This is a genomic window from Acuticoccus mangrovi (genome assembly GCF_016411865.1).
Classification (GTDB): Bacteria; Pseudomonadota; Alphaproteobacteria; order Rhizobiales; family Amorphaceae; genus Acuticoccus; species Acuticoccus mangrovi.
Map to the genome: position 1 here is coordinate 1 of NZ_JAEKJA010000013.1, position 15,742 is coordinate 15,742.

Annotated in this window: 13 protein-coding genes and 1 tRNA gene; 4 read left to right on the plus strand and 10 right to left on the minus strand. The window is 68.3% G+C overall.

The genetic code is table 11. The features are described from left to right. Both JCR33_RS24720 and JCR33_RS15590 read left to right on the plus strand, forming a co-directional pair. Positions 1-422, plus strand: a 422-nt coding sequence (locus JCR33_RS24720) for a hypothetical protein (protein WP_211110339.1), incomplete at its 5' end; no start/stop codon positions are given. A gap of 748 nt (positions 423-1,170) precedes the next feature. After that, positions 1,171-1,707, plus strand: a complete 537-nt coding sequence (locus tag JCR33_RS15590; protein WP_198883037.1) for a BRO-N domain-containing protein — start codon at positions 1,171-1,173, stop codon at positions 1,705-1,707. On the opposite strand, the gene JCR33_RS15595 is transcribed toward JCR33_RS15590, so the two are convergent. Continuing rightward, positions 1,704-3,347, minus strand: coding sequence for a tyrosine-type recombinase/integrase (locus tag JCR33_RS15595; RefSeq protein ID WP_198883038.1), 1,644 nt, complete (start codon positions 3,345-3,347; stop codon positions 1,704-1,706). The genes JCR33_RS15590 and JCR33_RS15595 overlap by 4 nt on opposite strands. A gap of 108 nt (positions 3,348-3,455) precedes the next feature. Then, positions 3,456-3,540, minus strand: a tRNA-Leu gene (locus tag JCR33_RS15600). Between the two features lie 136 nt (positions 3,541-3,676). On the opposite strand from JCR33_RS15600, the gene JCR33_RS15605 reads away from it, so the two are divergent. Then, positions 3,677-4,648 (plus strand): complex I NDUFA9 subunit family protein, encoded by a 972-nt coding sequence (locus tag JCR33_RS15605; protein WP_198883039.1) that lies wholly within the window; start codon positions 3,677-3,679, stop codon positions 4,646-4,648. 112 nt (positions 4,649-4,760) lie between these two features. Here the strand turns inward: JCR33_RS15605 and JCR33_RS15610 are convergent, their stop codons facing one another. The 7 genes from JCR33_RS15610 to JCR33_RS15640 form a co-directional block, all read right to left on the minus strand. Next, positions 4,761-5,804, minus strand: coding sequence for a D-cysteine desulfhydrase family protein (locus JCR33_RS15610; RefSeq protein ID WP_332461206.1), 1,044 nt, complete (start codon positions 5,802-5,804; stop codon positions 4,761-4,763). A 17-nt stretch (positions 5,805-5,821) separates the two neighbouring features. Next, entirely contained in the window at positions 5,822-7,117 is a 1,296-nt protein-coding gene (locus JCR33_RS15615; protein ID WP_198883040.1) for a TRAP transporter large permease, read from the minus strand. Beyond that, complete coding sequence (locus tag JCR33_RS15620; RefSeq protein WP_198883041.1) at positions 7,114-7,647, minus strand: TRAP transporter small permease; 534 nt, start codon at positions 7,645-7,647, stop codon at positions 7,114-7,116. The genes JCR33_RS15615 and JCR33_RS15620 overlap by 4 nt, the downstream gene beginning before the upstream one ends. A gap of 106 nt (positions 7,648-7,753) precedes the next feature. Continuing rightward, a complete protein-coding gene (dctP, locus tag JCR33_RS15625) occupies positions 7,754-8,782 on the minus strand; it encodes a TRAP transporter substrate-binding protein DctP (RefSeq protein WP_198883042.1) in 1,029 nt (342 codons plus the stop codon). 11 nt (positions 8,783-8,793) lie between these two features. After that, positions 8,794-10,518 (minus strand): hydantoinase B/oxoprolinase family protein, encoded by a 1,725-nt coding sequence (locus JCR33_RS15630; RefSeq protein WP_198883043.1) that lies wholly within the window; start codon positions 10,516-10,518, stop codon positions 8,794-8,796. Then, complete coding sequence (locus tag JCR33_RS15635; protein WP_198883044.1) at positions 10,518-12,566, minus strand: hydantoinase/oxoprolinase family protein; 2,049 nt, start codon at positions 12,564-12,566, stop codon at positions 10,518-10,520. Before JCR33_RS15635 ends, JCR33_RS15630 begins: the two co-directional genes overlap by 1 nt. A 130-nt stretch (positions 12,567-12,696) precedes the next feature. Further along, positions 12,697-13,641, minus strand: a complete 945-nt coding sequence (locus tag JCR33_RS15640) for a LysR family transcriptional regulator (protein WP_198883045.1) — start codon at positions 13,639-13,641, stop codon at positions 12,697-12,699. Between the two features lie 142 nt (positions 13,642-13,783). Here JCR33_RS15640 and JCR33_RS15645 point away from each other — a divergent pair, with 142 nt between their 5' ends. Beyond that, complete coding sequence (locus tag JCR33_RS15645) at positions 13,784-14,773, plus strand: substrate-binding domain-containing protein (protein WP_198883046.1); 990 nt, start codon at positions 13,784-13,786, stop codon at positions 14,771-14,773. 85 nt (positions 14,774-14,858) lie between these two features. Here the strand turns inward: JCR33_RS15645 and JCR33_RS15650 are convergent, their stop codons facing one another. Continuing rightward, on the minus strand, positions 14,859-15,671 hold the full coding sequence (locus JCR33_RS15650; protein ID WP_198883047.1) for an undecaprenyl-diphosphate phosphatase: 813 nt from the start codon (positions 15,669-15,671) through the stop codon (positions 14,859-14,861). Positions 15,672-15,742 lie beyond the last annotated feature (71 nt).

Below are 15,742 nucleotides of genomic sequence, written 5' to 3' on the forward strand. Positions count from 1 at the left end.
ACCGCCGTAAGTGGGTCAGATTTGGATCGGCGTTGACAACGATGCGGTTGTATGCCGCCGGGGACATCGTTCGGCTCGACTGCCACCTGCGGCTTGGCTTCCCGGGAGCACGACAGGCAGGGCTCCTGACCTATGACGAGGGATCGGCCTTCCGGCTGACACTGAGGGGAGTGCCCACGTCGCGCAGGATCATCGAATATCTGATCCGGCGCCGGGCAGAGGGTGCAGCCGAAGTCTCGTACGACGAGCTTGCCACGGGTGCCATGATCACGCGCAGGGACGTTGGCCGGAGGCTGGGTCTGCCTGAGGTCGGCCTCTGGCTGACGGAGAACGGGGTCGAGCGGATCGCCCGAAGAGGACGGGGGAATGTCGGCCGACTGATCTTCCCGTTTGGCAACCCGAAAATGGGGTCAGGCGGATAAGGGACTTTACCCGGACAACGGTATTTTCCGACCAACACCAACACCAAGTCACTCATGGTGGCACAACTCGGTGTCTGCACGCCGGACGTGCGTGGGACACCAGCACCCCTTCGATGGGGTGTTTTTCTGCTTCCTCCAATCAATCGATGTTCGTGTTCCCCTGAAGTCCCTTTCACGGGTCCTCGAATTGTCGGTGTGTCAGGGGCGAGGAGGCAGGGCACCCTCCCGCCCACTGAAGGCGCCCTTCACGGCGATCGACAGGTACGCGAAGGGGATCCACGGTTTCCGACAGGATGTCCAACTCGAAAATGCGTGTGTGCCGAAGGAGGAGTGGCCCCGCTCCGTCAAACTTTTCGCAAGGCGTCGGGGGTCAGCTCGTGGGCCCCGAAGCGACAACGCTCGACATTCCTTCCTACGGAGCACCCGGAGATCCCTTCCATGGGGTGTTCTTCTTCCTTCTCCTGAAGAGGTGCCGGCAGGGCCGCGCAGGACGGCACGGTCTGACGCTCCAGGGGAGGGGGCGTGTGGTGAAGGTCGCTGGGCGAGGGTCGGATCGCCGGGGCGATGGTCCGATCATCGAGCCGGGATGTCGTCGTGTGGGGGCAGAACCGTCGCCCGACCACCCTTCCGATCGTGCTTCAGTCTGTCCGAGGTCGATCGGATGAGGGTCGAGGGTGTCCGCATCCCTTCGGACGTCGGCGGTCCTCCTCCTTCGGTGACCGGGCCGAAAGCAGCCGAGAGTGACCCCATGACCACCACCAACGACAACGCTTTCACGTTCACCTTCCGTGGCCTCCAGCTCCGCGCCTTCGACATCGAGGGGAGCGCGTGGTTCATCGCCAAGGACGTGTGCGACATGCTCGACCTCGCGGACGTGACCTCCGCACTCCGCTCGATGCCCGGCGATGAAAAGTCCGCATCGAATGCAGCCTTTCCCGGCATGCGTGGTTCCCGCCCCCGGATCATCAACCGGGCGGGCTTCTTCCGCCTCGTGATGCGCTCCCGCAAGGCCGAGGCCGTGGAGATCCAGAACTGGGTCACCAGCGAGGTGCTTCCGCAGATCGAGGAGGTCGGCGGGTACATTCCGGTGGCCGAGGGGGACGACGAGCAGACCGTGCTCGCGAAGGCCCTCCTGATCGCCCAGCGCACCATCGAGAAGAAGGACGTGGTGATCGACCGCTTCCACGACCGCATCACGGTGCGGGAGTTCCTCGCGCAGATGACGAGGGAGAACGGCGTCTACTTCCTCGGCAAGCACTTCGCGAAGGCCGTGGGTACCCGCTAGCCCGGCGAGGGTGGCCGCCCGACATCGATCGGCGGGAAGGCATCGATCACTCGGGTCATCCCCTTGATGGTGTGGTCGCCATAGCGGTCGTGCACGTCGCGGGCGGCGTGTCCCACGATGGCCCGCACCATGCTGTCGTCACAGCCCAGTTCCCGGGCGAGCGTCTGGAACCGGTGGCGCCAGGCGTGGAATGGCTGGACGTGGGGATCGTCCACGAGTTTCCGCATCTCCGTTCTCAGCCGGTTCGCCAGACCCACCACGGTCGCCTGTGGCCTGTCGGGATCCCTCGGGGTGACGAACAGGTGTCCCTCGGGGGCCTTGCGGACGAAGTCGGGGAATCCCGCGTCGACCAGCTGTGGATGAAGCGGCACGACGCGGGACTGGCCCGTCTTCACGGAGCCGGCCTCGGGGGTGATGCGGATGACCCACCGATCGGCCTGCCGGAACACGTCGCAACGGCGCAACTGGCCGATCTCGCCGACACGTGCGCCCGTGAACGCAAGGAGCCATGGCACCCAGCGTCTTGCCGCGGCCGTCTTCGGCTTCTCCCGCTCGCCGGGCGTGTGGAAGGTAGCGTTCGAGAGGATCCGGCGTACCTCGTCCTCGGTGAAGCCCTTCGGCCTGACCTGGTCCTTCGGCCGTCCGAGGCGCACGGACACGCCCTCGGCCGGGTTCTCCGCGAGACGTCCGTTGGCCTTCGCCCAGCCGAACACCGACTTCAGCGCGGCGAGGGCGCCATCCTTCACCGTCTTGATGGAAACGCCTGCGGCCAGACGCTGATCCTTGAAGGCGACGATATCCGCCCGCGTGACCCGGAGCGCATCCTCGTGGCCGAGATGGTTCGCCAGATGGCGGAAGGTGGTCCGCCACGCGCCGAGGGTCCGTTCGGAGCCCCCTCCGGCCTTCGCTTCCAGCCAGCGGCTCGCGATCAGGTCTGCGAGCGATACCTGCCGGGCGGGCTCGGGCGCCCGTCCGGTGCGTCCGCCTTGCGGATCCGGCCGGGGGGAGGGAAGGGACGGGAAGCGATCCGCGTCGGGGTCGGGGCGGAAGTCGCTGTTCGCATGGCGCTCAAGCTGTCGCGAGGCCTGCACCATGGCCCTTGCCGTTTCCTCCACGAGGAGATGGCGCGAGGTCTCGTCCACCAGATAGCCGTGCCGTGACAGCAGGTGATCCGCCAGATGACCGAAGCGGATGTCAAGGGATGCGCGGCGCCGTGCGGCCTCGGTGTCGATGATCAGGGAGGCCTGACCATACTCCCCCTTCATCGCCAGCTCGTTGACGGCGTTGATCTCCTCCCAGAGGGCTGCCGACCCCGGGTCATCCCCGACGATCTCCATCCAGCCACGGTAGATCTCGCCCGCAAGCGCCACCGCCTCCCGCTTCGTCAGCCGGATCGGCCCGTTGCGCAACGCCTCCCATGTGCGGTCGAGATCGGCGAGGGCCGCCGCTTCACGCACCTTGGCCTCCGCCGGATCGCGGGTGCCGAGGGAGAACCACAGTTCCACAGTCTTCGGGCCGATGGACTTTTCGACTACGCGGTCGCCGATTCGCACGGCGATCGTCCGACCCCGGGCCTTGTCGAGGATGTCCCCGGGGATCCGCCGTCCGCACTGGAAGAGGGAGGACTTCGGACGCTTCATCGGAGAGGGCATGCGGAGGAGCGTGCGGGCACCCGTATGGTGCACTCGGGCTTCGCGAACTCCGCAGAATGTCTGAACTTCAGGACTGGTGCGGCGGCCACCCTAAGGTGGTGCCCAGGAGAGGACTCGAACCTCCATGCCTTGCGGCACACGGACCTGAACCGTGCGCGTCTACCAGTTCCGCCACCTGGGCATCGTGCGTCGGAGCCCGCGACGTAAAGGGTGCTCGGCAGAAAGTCAATGCTCGCGACATCCAGACCGCACAGGGCCGTTGCCTCCGGAGCCACAAGGCCCTAACCCTCTTCTAATTAAGGTCGACGAGGGGCACGATGGAGCGCATTCCTTCCAAGCTTGTCACGGTGTTCGGCGGATCGGGGTTCATCGGCCGCTACGTGGTTCGCGAACTCGCGCGCCACGGCTGGCGCGTGCGCGTCGCTGTGCGGCGACCCGACCTCGTGGGCCACCTTCAGCCCATGGGAATGGTCGGGCAGATCCAACCGATCCAGGCCAACGTGCGCGACAAGGCGAGCGTCGCCCACGCCGTCTCCCATGTCGATGCGGTGGTGAACCTCGTCGGCATCCTCGCCGAGGGCGGCAAGCAGACCTTCGAGGCCGTGCAGGCCGAGGGGGCCGCCAACATCGCCGAGGCCGCCAAGGCCGCCGGCATCGGCCGCATGGTGCACCTGTCGGCGATCGGCGCCGATCCCAACGGCACGTCGAACTATGCCCGCACCAAGGCGAAGGGCGAGGCGGCCGTGCTCGCCGCGATGCCGTCGGCGGCCATCGTCCGCCCGTCCGTCGTGTTCGGCCCGGAGGACAGCTTCTTCAACCGCTTCGCCGGGATCGCGAAGATCTCGCCGATACTGCCCATCGTGGGTGGCGAGACGCGCTTTCAGCCGATCTATGCCGGTGACGTCGGCGCTTTCGTCGCCGCGGCGGTCGACGGCCAGATGGACGGCGGCACGATCTACGAGCTCGGCGGTCCGGACGTGAAGACGTTCCGCGCGCTCATGGAGATGATGCTCGAGATCACCCGGCTGAAGCGCAAGATCGTCGAGATCCCCTTCGGCCTCGCCGCCTTCCAGGCGAAGCTGATGTCGATCCTGCCCAACGCGCCCCTCACGGTGGACCAAGTCGAATTGCTGAAGAGCGACAACGTGGTGTCCGACGCGGCCGCGGCCGAGGGCCGCACCTTGGCGGCGGCGGGCATCGTTCCCCACAGTCTCGCGGTCACGCTGCCGACCTATCTCTGGACCTACCGCAGCGGCGGACAGTTCGCCGAACCGGGCAGCGCCTCCTAGCACCGACGGCATCCGATCGCCGCGAGAGGCGCGCCATCAGCGCCTCCGCCGGCGCCAACCCGGCGAAGGCGATAGTGGCGCCAGCGGTCGGCGTGTCGGAACGGCTTCGAGCCTAGGCCGGCTGGGGGTCGGCCGCTGTCCGCTCCAGATTCGCGAAGCTGAAGATCTCGTCGTAGGCGAAGAGTCCCTGGCTGCCGCCGGTGTGCCAGAACAATATGCGGCTCAGGGCGGCAAAGGTGCCGTCGGCGATCCGGGCGAGGAGGGCCGCCATCGCTTTGCCGGAGTAGACCGGATCGAGCAGGATCCCTTCGGTCTGGGCGACGAGGCGGACGGCCTCCAGCATCTCCGGCGTCGGCTGGCCGTAGCCGGCACCGACGAAGCCGTCGTCGACGTCCACCGCGTCTTCGGCGAGCCGCACGCCCGGTGCGATGCGCTCCAAAGTCTCCTCGGCGAGCGCCGTTACTAGCGGCGTCAGGACCTCGCGCGAACGGCCGACCGAGACGCCGGTGACGGGGATCGAGGAGCCCATCTTGGCGAGCCCCGCGAGAAGGCCCGCATGCGTGCCGAAGCTTCCGGTGGCGACGACGATCCGGTCGAAGGTCACACCGAGGTCGCTCATCTGGGCGAAGAGCTCGGGGATGGCGTCGGCGTAGGCGGCGGCGCCGACCACGCTGGAGCCGCCCGCCGGGATGACGTAGGGCCGCCGCCCGGCCGCGCGCAGCGCCTCGGCGTGCGCGTCGAGGGCGTCCGCGAGGCCCGTCCCTTTCGCCAGGAACTCGACCTCTGCGCCGAACAGGCGCGACAGCATGATGTTGCCGCCCTGGGCATAGGCTTCACCCCGTCCATCGACGGAGTCGGCGAGGAGCAGTCGGCAGTCGATCCCGAGCTTCGCGGCCGCCGCCGCCGTCTGGCGCGCATGGTTCGACTGCTTCGCGCCGGCCGTCAGTACGATGTCGGCGCCTTGGTCGATCGCATCCGCCATCAGATATTCGAGCTTGCGCGCCTTGTTGCCGCCGCCGCCAAGCACGGTGCAGTCGTCGCGCTTGATCCACAGTTCGGGGCCGCCGGTCGCCGCGGTGAGGCGCGGCATCGGTTCAAGGGGCGTCGGCAGGCCGGCTAAGCGGATCCGCGACATCTCGGCACGAGCGTTCGGCACGGGACTCTCCAAGTCGATCACAATGTCGACATCAGGTTGGGCAGGAACAGGATGATCTGCGGAAAGGTCGTGAAGAGCACGACGGCGATCAGCATCACGACGAAGTAGGGAAGCGAGGCGCGGCTGGCGCTGATCAGCGACACCTCGTTCTTGCTGATGGCGGAGAGCACGAAGAGGTTCATGCCCACCGGCGGCGTGATCATGCCGATCTCGATCAGCACCGTGATCATGACGCCGAGCCACACCGGGTCGAAGCCGAGCCTTGTCAGCAGCGGGTAGACGAGCGGCGTCGTCATCAGGAGGAGCGACAGGCCGTCGAAGAAGCAGCCGAGGAGGATGTAGATCGCGACGATCACGAAGAAGACGCTCGTCGCCGAGAGGCCGGAATGGCTGATCGAGGTGATGATCTGCTGCGGCGCGCCGAGGATGCTGATCGCCTGCGCGAGCACCAGGGCGCCCACCACGACGAGGCCGATCGCACCGAACGCCACCGCGCCGGCCACGAACGACTTCCAGATCAGTTTGAGCGTGAGATCGCCCCAGACGACGCCGAGGAGGATCGCCGCGAGGACGCCGACGCCGGCCGACTCGGTCGGCGTCGCGATCCCGAACACGATGCTGCCGATGACGATCGTGAACAGCGCGATCAGCGGCAGCACGTCGACGAGACCGAGGAGTTTTTGCCGCAGCGTCACCGTCCGCGTGTCGCGCAGCGCCATGTCCTTGTTGCGGCTGGCGAGGAACGCGATCACCCCCATGAACATCAGCGCCAACAGGATCCCCGGCAGGATGCCGGCGACGAACAGCTTGCCGATCGAGACATTCTGCGTCGCGCCGTAGACGAGGAGGGTGTTGCTCGGCGGGATGAGGAGTCCCAGCGTGCCACCGGCTGCGAGGCTGCCGACGATGGCGGGGCGCGGATAGCCCTTCTGGGCGAGGACCGGGTAGGCGACCGAGCCGATCGCCGCGGCGGTCGCCGTGCTCGACCCGGCGACGCTGCCGAACAGCGTCGACACCGCGATGTTGGTGTGAAGCAGGCCGCCGGGGTAGCGCCGGAAGAACGGCTCCATCGAAGAATAGACCCGCCGTCCGAGCCCGCTGTAGAGGAGCAGCTCGCCCATCACGATGAAGGCCGGCACCGAGCTCATGGTCGCGTCGGTGAAGACGTTCCACACCGCGGTCACGGCGAGCGATTCGGCGCCGCCGGCGAGGAAGTGCAGGATGACGAGGCCGATCAGCCCGAGGCCGATGCCCACCGGAACCCCCGTGAGGGCGATGACGCCGAGGCCGCCGAGGATGACGAGCCAGATCATGGGCGCGACTCCACGGGGTCGAGCTTCATGGCGTCGAGGTCGCCGATCTCGCCGGCGGTGGGGCTCGAGTTGAGCGGGCGACGGATCAGCCACAGCGTGACGATCACCGTCAGCACCATTCCGACCGGCATGATCGCCATCCAGGGCCAGGCGATGAGGTTGGCGACGAGGGTGCGCACCTCCCACTGGTAGGAGGTCGCGGTGAAGTCGTAGGAGAGCCACGCGAAGGCGAGGCAGAAGAACGCGGTGAGGAGGCGGGCGACGGCGTCGGCGACCCGGCGCAGCGCTGGGGGATAGCGCTCCACGAGAAGCGTGATGCGGATGTTCTGCCCGGTGTACTCGCAGTAGGGCAGCATCAGGAAGACGATGCCGGCGAACGCGAGGCCGACGAGCTCCTCACCGAAGGCGAGCGGGGCGCCGACGATGTAGCGCATCACCACGCTCACCAGGATGACCCCGGTCATGAAGACCGAAGTGGCGACCGCGACGGCGGCGATCACCCTGGCGGTCCAGTCGATTATGCGATCCATCGCTGCGTTCCCCAGGTGGTGGATGTGGCCCGGGCTTCCGAGCCGTGCGTCCCCTCGCGGAAGGGGAGGGGCCGCCCGGCCCTCTTCGGTCGGGCGGCGGACAACGTCAGTGGGCCATGGCGTGAATCTTCTCGTAGTTCGCCGTCGCGCTCTCGCCGAGGGAGCGCATCTTGGCTTCCCAGATCTCGAGGGCGGCGTCGCGATAGGCCTTCTGGTCGGCCTCCGAGAACGGCTCGACCACCTTGACGCCCGCCGCGATGGCTTCGGCCGAGATCGCGTCGTTGTGCGAGCCGGAGAGGAACGGCTCGGCCGATTCCAGGCCGATCTTCTCACCGACCTCGAAGAGCATCGCCTGCGTTTCGGGCTTCAGCTTGTCGAACGCGCGCTTGGAGGCGACGATGCCCCACGGCGGCACGTTGTAGGGGGTGATGTAGGCGGCATAGGGGGCCACTTCGTGCAGCGAGATGTCGAGCGACATGCCGATCAGGTGCTGCGCGCAGTCCACCACGCCGGTCGACATCGCCACGTAGAGGTCGTACTGGCCGATGATCTGGGCCGACACGCCGAGCTTGGCCCACAGGTCGACCGAGAATTTGTCGCTGACGCGCAGCTTCTTGGAGCGCAGCTCCTCCAGCGTGTTGATCGGCTCCTTGCAGAATACCTCGACGGTGGAGAGCTGGTTGCTGACGAAACCGAGCAGCACGGTGTCATAGCGGGCGTAGATGCCGCCATAGATCTCGTGCAGCAGCGGGTAGAGCTCGACGAGCTTGGCGCGCGTCGGCACCGAGCCGAAGGCGATCGTGTAGGCGAGCTCGGGCACGTCGCGTGCCATGTAGCCCGGCGCGATGAGCGCCGCCTGGACGGCGTTGCCCGGCGGCAGGATGCGGATGAGGTCGACGTCTTTGATGCCGAGCGAGGCGCTCGGGTAGAGCGTGATCTCGAGGTCGCCATTCGAGCGCTCGTTCACCTCGTCGACGAATTCCTTGACGTATTTGGCCTCCTCGCGCGTGTCGGAGATGACCATGTGCATGCGCCACTCGTTCTCGGCGGCCGTTGCGCCGCCGGCCGTCGCGCTCGCCGCGGCGAGGGTCGCAATCGCCGCGACGGTTCGGCGAAGGTGCGTCATCTTGAGCATCTGTTGATCCTTCAGGTCTCTATCGGTCCGTAGGCGGCGGTCGCGGCCCCTTCCGAGACGCGTCCGTTTTCGATGTCCTCACGCAGCCGGTCGCGATCGCGCTCGTGCGGGTCGCCGTAACCGGCGCCCCCCGGCGTCTCGATCAGCAGCGTGTCGCCGGCGTGCATGGTGGTGACGATCTTCGAGGGGATGACCTCGCGTGTGCCGTCGGCGCGCACGATGAGGGAGTTCGTCGGCGCGCCCGCGCCGCCGCCGGCATAGCCGCGCGCTTGGCTGTTGTGCCGCTCGCCGCGATGGGTGAGGGTCAGCTCTCCGTCGAGGAGGGTGTAGGCGGTGCTGATGCCGAGCCCGCCGCGGAACTTGCCGGGCCCGCCCGAGTCGATCCGCAGCCGGCGCTCCACGACGTGGATCGGCGCATCCGCCTCCAGCGCCTCGACGGGCTGGTTCATCACGTTGCCGACGTCGGTCTCGAGCGCGTCGATGCCGTCGCCGGCCGAGTGGGCGCCGGTGCCGCCGACGAGGGCCTGTCCTGTGACGTAGCGCGTCCCGTCCGACCGGCGTCCACCCATCGCGAGGGTGATCGTGGAGTGCGAGCCGTCGGCGGGAAAGGCGCCCGGCGCCGCCTCGCGCAAGGCGCCGAGGATGCAACCGGTCGCCCGCTTGATCGTGGCGGTGCGCGCGTTGACCGGCGCCGGCGGTACCGGGTCGAACAGAGTGCCGCGCTTCACGATCACCTTCAGCGGGCGGAAGCAGCCGCCGTTGGTCGGGATCGTCGGATCGGCGAGGGCGCGGATCGCGAAGCAGCCGGCCGCGAGAGCGCCGGAGGGTACGCTGTTGAAGGGGCCGCGCACCTGCGGATCGGAGGCGCTGAAGTCGCAGGTCAGCCCCGCGTCGTCGATCGTGACCGCCACGGCGATCTTGACCCGGCGCTCGAGGTCGACACCGTCGTTGTCGAGATAGTCGACGTAGGGAAACGTGCCGCGCGGCAGTGCGGCGAGGCTCTGCCGGGTGAGGAGCTCGGAGCGGTCGAGCAGCGTGTCGAAGACGGCGGCGAGGTCGTGGGCGCCATAGGTCTCGGCGAGCGCGCACAGGCGCCGTGCGCCGATGGTGCAGGCCGCGATCTGGGCGTTGAGGTCGCCCATCAGAAGGTCGGGCGTGCGCACGTTGAGTTTGAGGATGGCGAGAAGCGTCTCGTTCATACGCCCGCGGTCGCGCAGCTTCAGCGGCGGCAGGCGCAGCCCTTCCTGGAAGATCTCGGTCGCATGGGTGGGCAGCGATCCCGCCGACATGCCGCCGACGTCCTGGTGGTGGGTGATCGCCGTCGCCAGCGCGACGAGGGTGCCGTCGTAGAACACCGGCGCGACGAGATAGATGTCGGGCAGATGCGTGCCGCCGAGATAGGGGTCGTTCATCGCGTAGATGTCACCCTCGGCCATCTCGGCCGGCGGGAAGGTGGCGATGAAGCGCTCCACCATCGGGATCATGGTGGCGAGGTGGAGCGGGATCGCGGTCGCCTGCGCCAGCGTCTGGCCGGAGACGGTGAAGAGGCTCGCCGAAGCGTCGAGCCCCTCCTTCACGAACGGCGAGAAGGAGCTGCGCACCAGCGTCGTCTGCATCTCGTTGGCGATGCCGTCGAGCTTGTTGCGGATCACCTCGACGGTGATCGGGTCGAGCGCCTCGCCGTGGGTGGAGCCGCAGAGCGTGGTCGCCGGGCTCAGCGTGAGGGCGGGAGGCATCAGGCGTTCTCCGCACGGGTCAGGAGGAGGGTGCCTCCGGCGAGGACGCTGGCGTGCCAGCCGAGGCCGATGACGGTGGTGGTGTCGGCCTGCTCGATGATCGCAGGTCCCTCGATGGCGGTCCCGACGGCGAGACGCTCGCGCTCGTAGAGCCGGGCATCGACCTTGCCGGCGCCGGGCAGCACCACGGTGCGCGTGCCCTTGAAGGCTTCGGCGTCGGGTGGCGTGTCGGCCGGGGGCGTGTCGGCCTCGGGCCACACCTGATGAACCACGCGCAACGCCGTCAGCATGGCCGGCTGCCGCTCCGCGTGTCCGAACACGCGGTCGTGGACGGACAGGAAGGCCTCGTAGAGCGCGCCGAGCGGGTCGGGTCCGTCCATTGCGAGCGGCACCTCGAGGTGGTGCGACTGGCCGACGAAGCAGAGGTCCGCGAAGTACGAGACGACCCGCCGCGACAGGTCGACGCCTTCGAGCCGCATCAGCGCCTCGCATTCGGCGTCGAGCGCGGCGAGCGCGGCCTCGAGCTCGGCGAGGCCGAAGGCGTCGAGGCGGCGTTGCATGCCGCTCGAGGCCTCGTGCTCGACGGGGGCCGACAGAAGCCCTGCGGCGGCGAGAACGCCCGGATGGCGGGGCACGACGATGCGCCGGATGGAAAGCTCCTCGGCGAGAGCCGTGGCGTGGACCGCCCCCGCGCCACCGAGCGGCACGAGCGCGAAGCTGCGCGCGTCGAGCCCCTGGTTGACCGAGACGGCGCGGATGCCCTCCGCCATCTGTGCGTTGACGACGCGGTGGATGCCGAGCGCCGCCTCCTCGATGCCGAGGCCGAGCGGCGTGGCGATCTCGCGCGCGATCACCTCGTGCGAAAGCTCCGGCTGGAGGCTGAGCCGGCCGCCCGCGAAGTAGGCGGGGTTGAGATAACCGAGGACGATGGAGGCGTCGGTGACGGTCGCGTTGCGCCCTCCGCGCCCATAGCAGGCGGGGCCCGGCTCCGAGCCCGCCGAATGCGGTCCGACGCGCAGCCCTCCCGCGCCGTCGAGCCAGGCGATGGACCCGCCGCCGGCGCCGATGGCGTTGACGTCGACCATGCTCACCCGCACCGGATAGCCGTCGACGAGGCCTTCGGGACGCAGCATCGGCTTGCCGCGGCTGATGAGGGCGATGTCGGAGCTCGTGCCGCCGATGTCGACGGTGATGAGGTCCTGCTGGGCGGCGCTCTCGCCGGCGATGCGGCCGCCAACGACGCCCGCCGCCGGCCCCGACAGGAACAGGCGGATCGGCCTCAGCCGGGCGACGGCCGCCGAGGCGACGCCGCCGCGCGACTGCATCACCTGCAGGCTGGCCGGAACGCTGGCGGCCTTGAGCCCGGCGTCGAGGCGGGAGAGGTAGGTGTCGAGGGTCGGCTTGACGTAGGCGTCGAAGGCGGTCGCGAGGGTCCGCTCGTATTCGCGGAAGGCCGGGTTCACCTCGTGCGAGAGCGACACGGCAAGGTGCGGGTAGAGCTCGAGGGCGATCTCGCGGGTGCGTGCCTCGTGGGTGGGGTTGAGGAACGAGAAGAGATAGGCGACCGCGATCGCCGCGACGCCCTTGTTCTCGACGAGGTCGGTGACGGCCGCGCGCACCGCATCCTCGTCGAGCGGCACGAGCACGGTGCCCGCCGCGTCGATCCGCTCGGGGACCTCGCGGCGGCGCGCGCCGGGGGCGAGGAAACCCGGCACCTGGCTGACCATCTTGACGGCGTACATTTCCTTGCGGAACTGCCGGCCGATGTCGAGCACGTCGCCGAACCCCTTGGTGGCGAGGAGGCCGACCCGCGCGCCCTTACGCTCGAGCACGGCGTTGGTGGCGACGGTCGTGCCGTGGATGAAGCGGGTGACGTCGGCGGCGTCGATCCCCCATTCGCGCCGGGCGTGGGCGAGCGCTTCGAGGATCGCCTCGCTCGGCTCGGACGGGGTGCTCGGAACCTTGAGTATGCGCGGCGGCTGACCCGGGGCGCGGCAGACGAGGTCGGTGAAGGTTCCGCCCGTGTCGACGCCGATCTCGATACTCATGGGGTAACTCACTCCGCTGGGTTCGACCGATCGCGACCTCGCGAGGTTCACGGATCTTCGCGCCTGCGAAAAGAGCTGGAGCCGCAAGACATTTCTTTGCTCGGTGCAACAATCGCGCGGAGGATCTGTCTCAGGCGTCCCAGCTCGGGTGGCGGAAGTGAGCGGCCAGATGGTCGATGAAGGCGCGCACCTTGGGGGCGAGGTGGCGGGCCGAGGGATAAGCGACGTAGATCCCGGCTTCCGGTACGCTGTGCCATCCCGGCAGGACGTTCACCAGGCGGCCGGACTGCAGGTTGCGGTAGCCGATATAGCGGGGCACGAGGCCGACCCCGAGCCCGGCGAGCGCCGCCTCGTGGACCGCCTCGGAGTCGTCGCAGCGGAACGTTCCGCTGATGGGAACGCTCAGGTTGGCGTTGCCGTCGCTGAGGCTCCAGAGATTGCCTGCCGACGCGTAGCGATTGTAGCGGATGCAGCTGTGCAGGCTGAGATCGCTCGGCGCGGTGAGCGGTGGCGCTGCCTCGAGATAGTCGGGCGAGGCCATCAGGATGCGCGTGTTCGGCGCGATCGCTCGGATCTTGACCGACGAATCCGTGGGCGTCCCGATGCGCACGGCGAGGTCGAAGCCTTCCTTCACGAGGTCGACGAACACGTCGGAGAAGCTCGCGTCGATCGACACCTTCGGGTGCGTCGCCAGAAAGCGCGCGATCACCGGCGCCACGTGTCGGCGGCCGAAGGCGACGGGGAGGCTGATCCGCAGGACGCCGCGCGGCTCTGCGTTGCGGGCGGAGATCTCGTCGTTCGCCTCCGACAGGCGGGCGAGGATGCTGCGGCACTCGGCGAGGTAGGTCTCGCCGAGCTCGGACAGGGCGACACGGCGCGTGGTGCGCACGATGAGCTGAACGCCGAGCTCCTCCTCGAGCTGACTGATGCGGCGGCTGACCGACGAGGAGGTGAGATTGAGCGCATCCGCCGCGCCCGAGAAGCTGCGCCGTTCGGCGACCGCGACGAAGGTTACGATCCGTCCGAGCTGATCCGGGGAGACGTTGAAGCCGAAGACATCACACTGATGATGCATTACTGGGCAGTCCGAGGGGGAGGTCAAATCATAGGCGCTTTCCCCGATTGTTGCAAACGGCGAAAGATTGTTGTCTCCCGCACGGCCTTGCTGGTGTGCAGCACGCAGATCCAATGGTGTGGTGCCAAACCAGAGAGTCGTCATGCCGACCACACCAAGCCGCTCCGCGCTCCCGACCATCAGAATCGCGTGTGGGGCCTACGATCGGGTCGCGCCCCTTGCCGACGGACACGTGACGGCCGACGGCTACCGCCTCGAGATGCAGCTGATGGATCCGCACGACCTGCCGGGCTCCTTTCTCACCTGCGAAGACGTGGCGATGGCCGAGCTCTCCCTCGGCCAGTACGTCCAGCTTCTCGCCGCCGGGCGAGACGATCTCGTCGCCTTGCCGATCTTCCTGGCGATGGGCTTCCGCTTCGACGCGGTCTATGGCGCGCGCGGCGGGCCGGTCTCCACGATCTCCGACCTCGACGGCGCCCGCATCGGGGTGCCGATGTATTTCGGCACGTCGATCACGTGGATCCGCGGGGTGCTGGAGGACTTTTACGGCGTCGACTTCGCGCGCTCGCGATGGGTGGTCGGGGCGGTCGACGGTGCCGCCGGCGAACCGCGCCGGCATCACCCGGCCGGCGCCGACGTGAGCTATGTCCGACCCGGCGACTGCCTGTCGGCCATGTTGCGGCGCGGCGAGGTCGACGCCCTCCTCAGCTACGAGATTCCGTCGGCCTACCGCAGCGGTCACGCGGAGCGCCTCATCGCCGACATCGCCGCGGCCGAGACCGCCTACCATGCGTGGACGGGCATCATTCCGCTCGTCCACTGCCTCGTGGGCCGGCGCGCGGATTTCGCCAACGATCCCGCCCGCTATTCCAGCCTGACGACCGCCTTCACGGCCGCCAAGGACATGGCGCTCGCGCGGCTCGGGGACATGTCCTGCTTCACCACGTCGCTGCCGTTCCTGCCGCGGCCCGTGGAGCGGGCGGTGGAGATGCTGGGGGTGGACTTCTGGCCCTACGGCCTGGAGCGCAACCGCAAGGCGGTGGAGACCTTCCTCGACTACACGGTGCGCCACGGCCTCCTCAGCCAGCAGCTGACCGTGGCGGACCTCTTCCCCTTCGAGGCCATGCATTAGCCTTCCCGAGGCGCTCGTCACGCCCCGTTGAGCGGGGTCCGCGGCGAACGGAGCCGGGGGCCTGTGGGCGCGGTGGTCTTGTCCCTCAGCCGAAGTGGAGCGCGGCGAGGCCGATCACGCCCACCGCGATGCGCCACCAGGCGAACGGCGTGAAGCCGTGACGGGATACGAAGTCGAGCAGGCCCCGCACCACGATCACCGCTGCCACGAAGGCGGCGACGAAACCCACCGCGATGATCAGCGCGTCGTTCATCGAGAGCGCGTCGCGGTTGGCGTAGAGGTCGTAGGCGAAGGCGCCGGTCATCGTCGGCAGGGCGAGAAAGAAGGAGAACTCGGCCGCCGCCCGCTTGTCGGCTCCGAGGAGCAGCGCCCCGCCGATCGTCGCGCCGGAGCGCGACACGCCCGGCACCAGCGCCAGCATCTGGCAGCAGCCGATGGCGAAGGCGAGCCACAGCGGAAACTGGGTGGCGTCGTGGAAGCGCGGCGTAAGAGCCTTCCGGTCGATGTAGAGGAGGGCGATGCCACCGACGATCAGCGTCGTGCAGATCAGGGAGGGCGTCTCGAAGAGCACCTCCTTGATGAAGGAGTGGAGCAGCACCCCCGCCACCGCCGCCGGCAGGAAGGCGAGCAGGATGCCGGCGATGAAGCGGCGGGCCGCCGGATCGTAGGGCGTCGCGAAGACGATCTGCGTGAGCCGCGCGGTGTAGACGGCGAGAAGGGCGCAGATCGCGCCGAGCTGGATCAGCACCTCGAACGTTTTGCCCGTCGAGTGGAAGTCGATGAGCTCGCCGAGGAGGAGGATGTGACCGGTGGAGGAGACGGGGATGAATTCGGTCAGCCCCTCGACGATGCCCAAGACGATCGCCGAGGCGATCGTCCCGGTGTCTACCGCTTCCATAAAAGCGCCCTTCATTCTATTGGCACAGACCGCTATATCGCGGCTGACGTGATTGCGCTTCCCGCCGGCGG

Excerpts from the sequence above, each read along its gene's own strand:
- JCR33_RS15590 (WP_198883037.1), top strand. The coding sequence starts at position 1,171 with ATGACCACCACCAACGACAACGCTTTCACGTTCACCTTCCGTGGCCTC.
- JCR33_RS15595 (WP_198883038.1), bottom strand. The coding sequence starts at position 3,347 with ATGAAGCGTCCGAAGTCCTCCCTCTTCCAGTGCGGACGGCGGATCCCC.
- JCR33_RS15605 (WP_198883039.1), top strand. The coding sequence starts at position 3,677 with ATGGAGCGCATTCCTTCCAAGCTTGTCACGGTGTTCGGCGGATCGGGG.
- JCR33_RS15615 (WP_198883040.1), bottom strand. The coding sequence starts at position 7,117 with ATGATCTGGCTCGTCATCCTCGGCGGCCTCGGCGTCATCGCCCTCACG.
- JCR33_RS15620 (WP_198883041.1), bottom strand. The coding sequence starts at position 7,647 with ATGGATCGCATAATCGACTGGACCGCCAGGGTGATCGCCGCCGTCGCG.
- dctP (WP_198883042.1), bottom strand. The coding sequence starts at position 8,782 with ATGCTCAAGATGACGCACCTTCGCCGAACCGTCGCGGCGATTGCGACC.
- JCR33_RS15630 (WP_198883043.1), bottom strand. The coding sequence starts at position 10,518 with ATGCCTCCCGCCCTCACGCTGAGCCCGGCGACCACGCTCTGCGGCTCC.
- JCR33_RS15635 (WP_198883044.1), bottom strand. The coding sequence starts at position 12,566 with ATGAGTATCGAGATCGGCGTCGACACGGGCGGAACCTTCACCGACCTC.
- JCR33_RS15640 (WP_198883045.1), bottom strand. The coding sequence starts at position 13,641 with ATGCATCATCAGTGTGATGTCTTCGGCTTCAACGTCTCCCCGGATCAG.
- JCR33_RS15645 (WP_198883046.1), top strand. The coding sequence starts at position 13,784 with ATGCCGACCACACCAAGCCGCTCCGCGCTCCCGACCATCAGAATCGCG.
- JCR33_RS15650 (WP_198883047.1), bottom strand. The coding sequence starts at position 15,671 with ATGGAAGCGGTAGACACCGGGACGATCGCCTCGGCGATCGTCTTGGGC.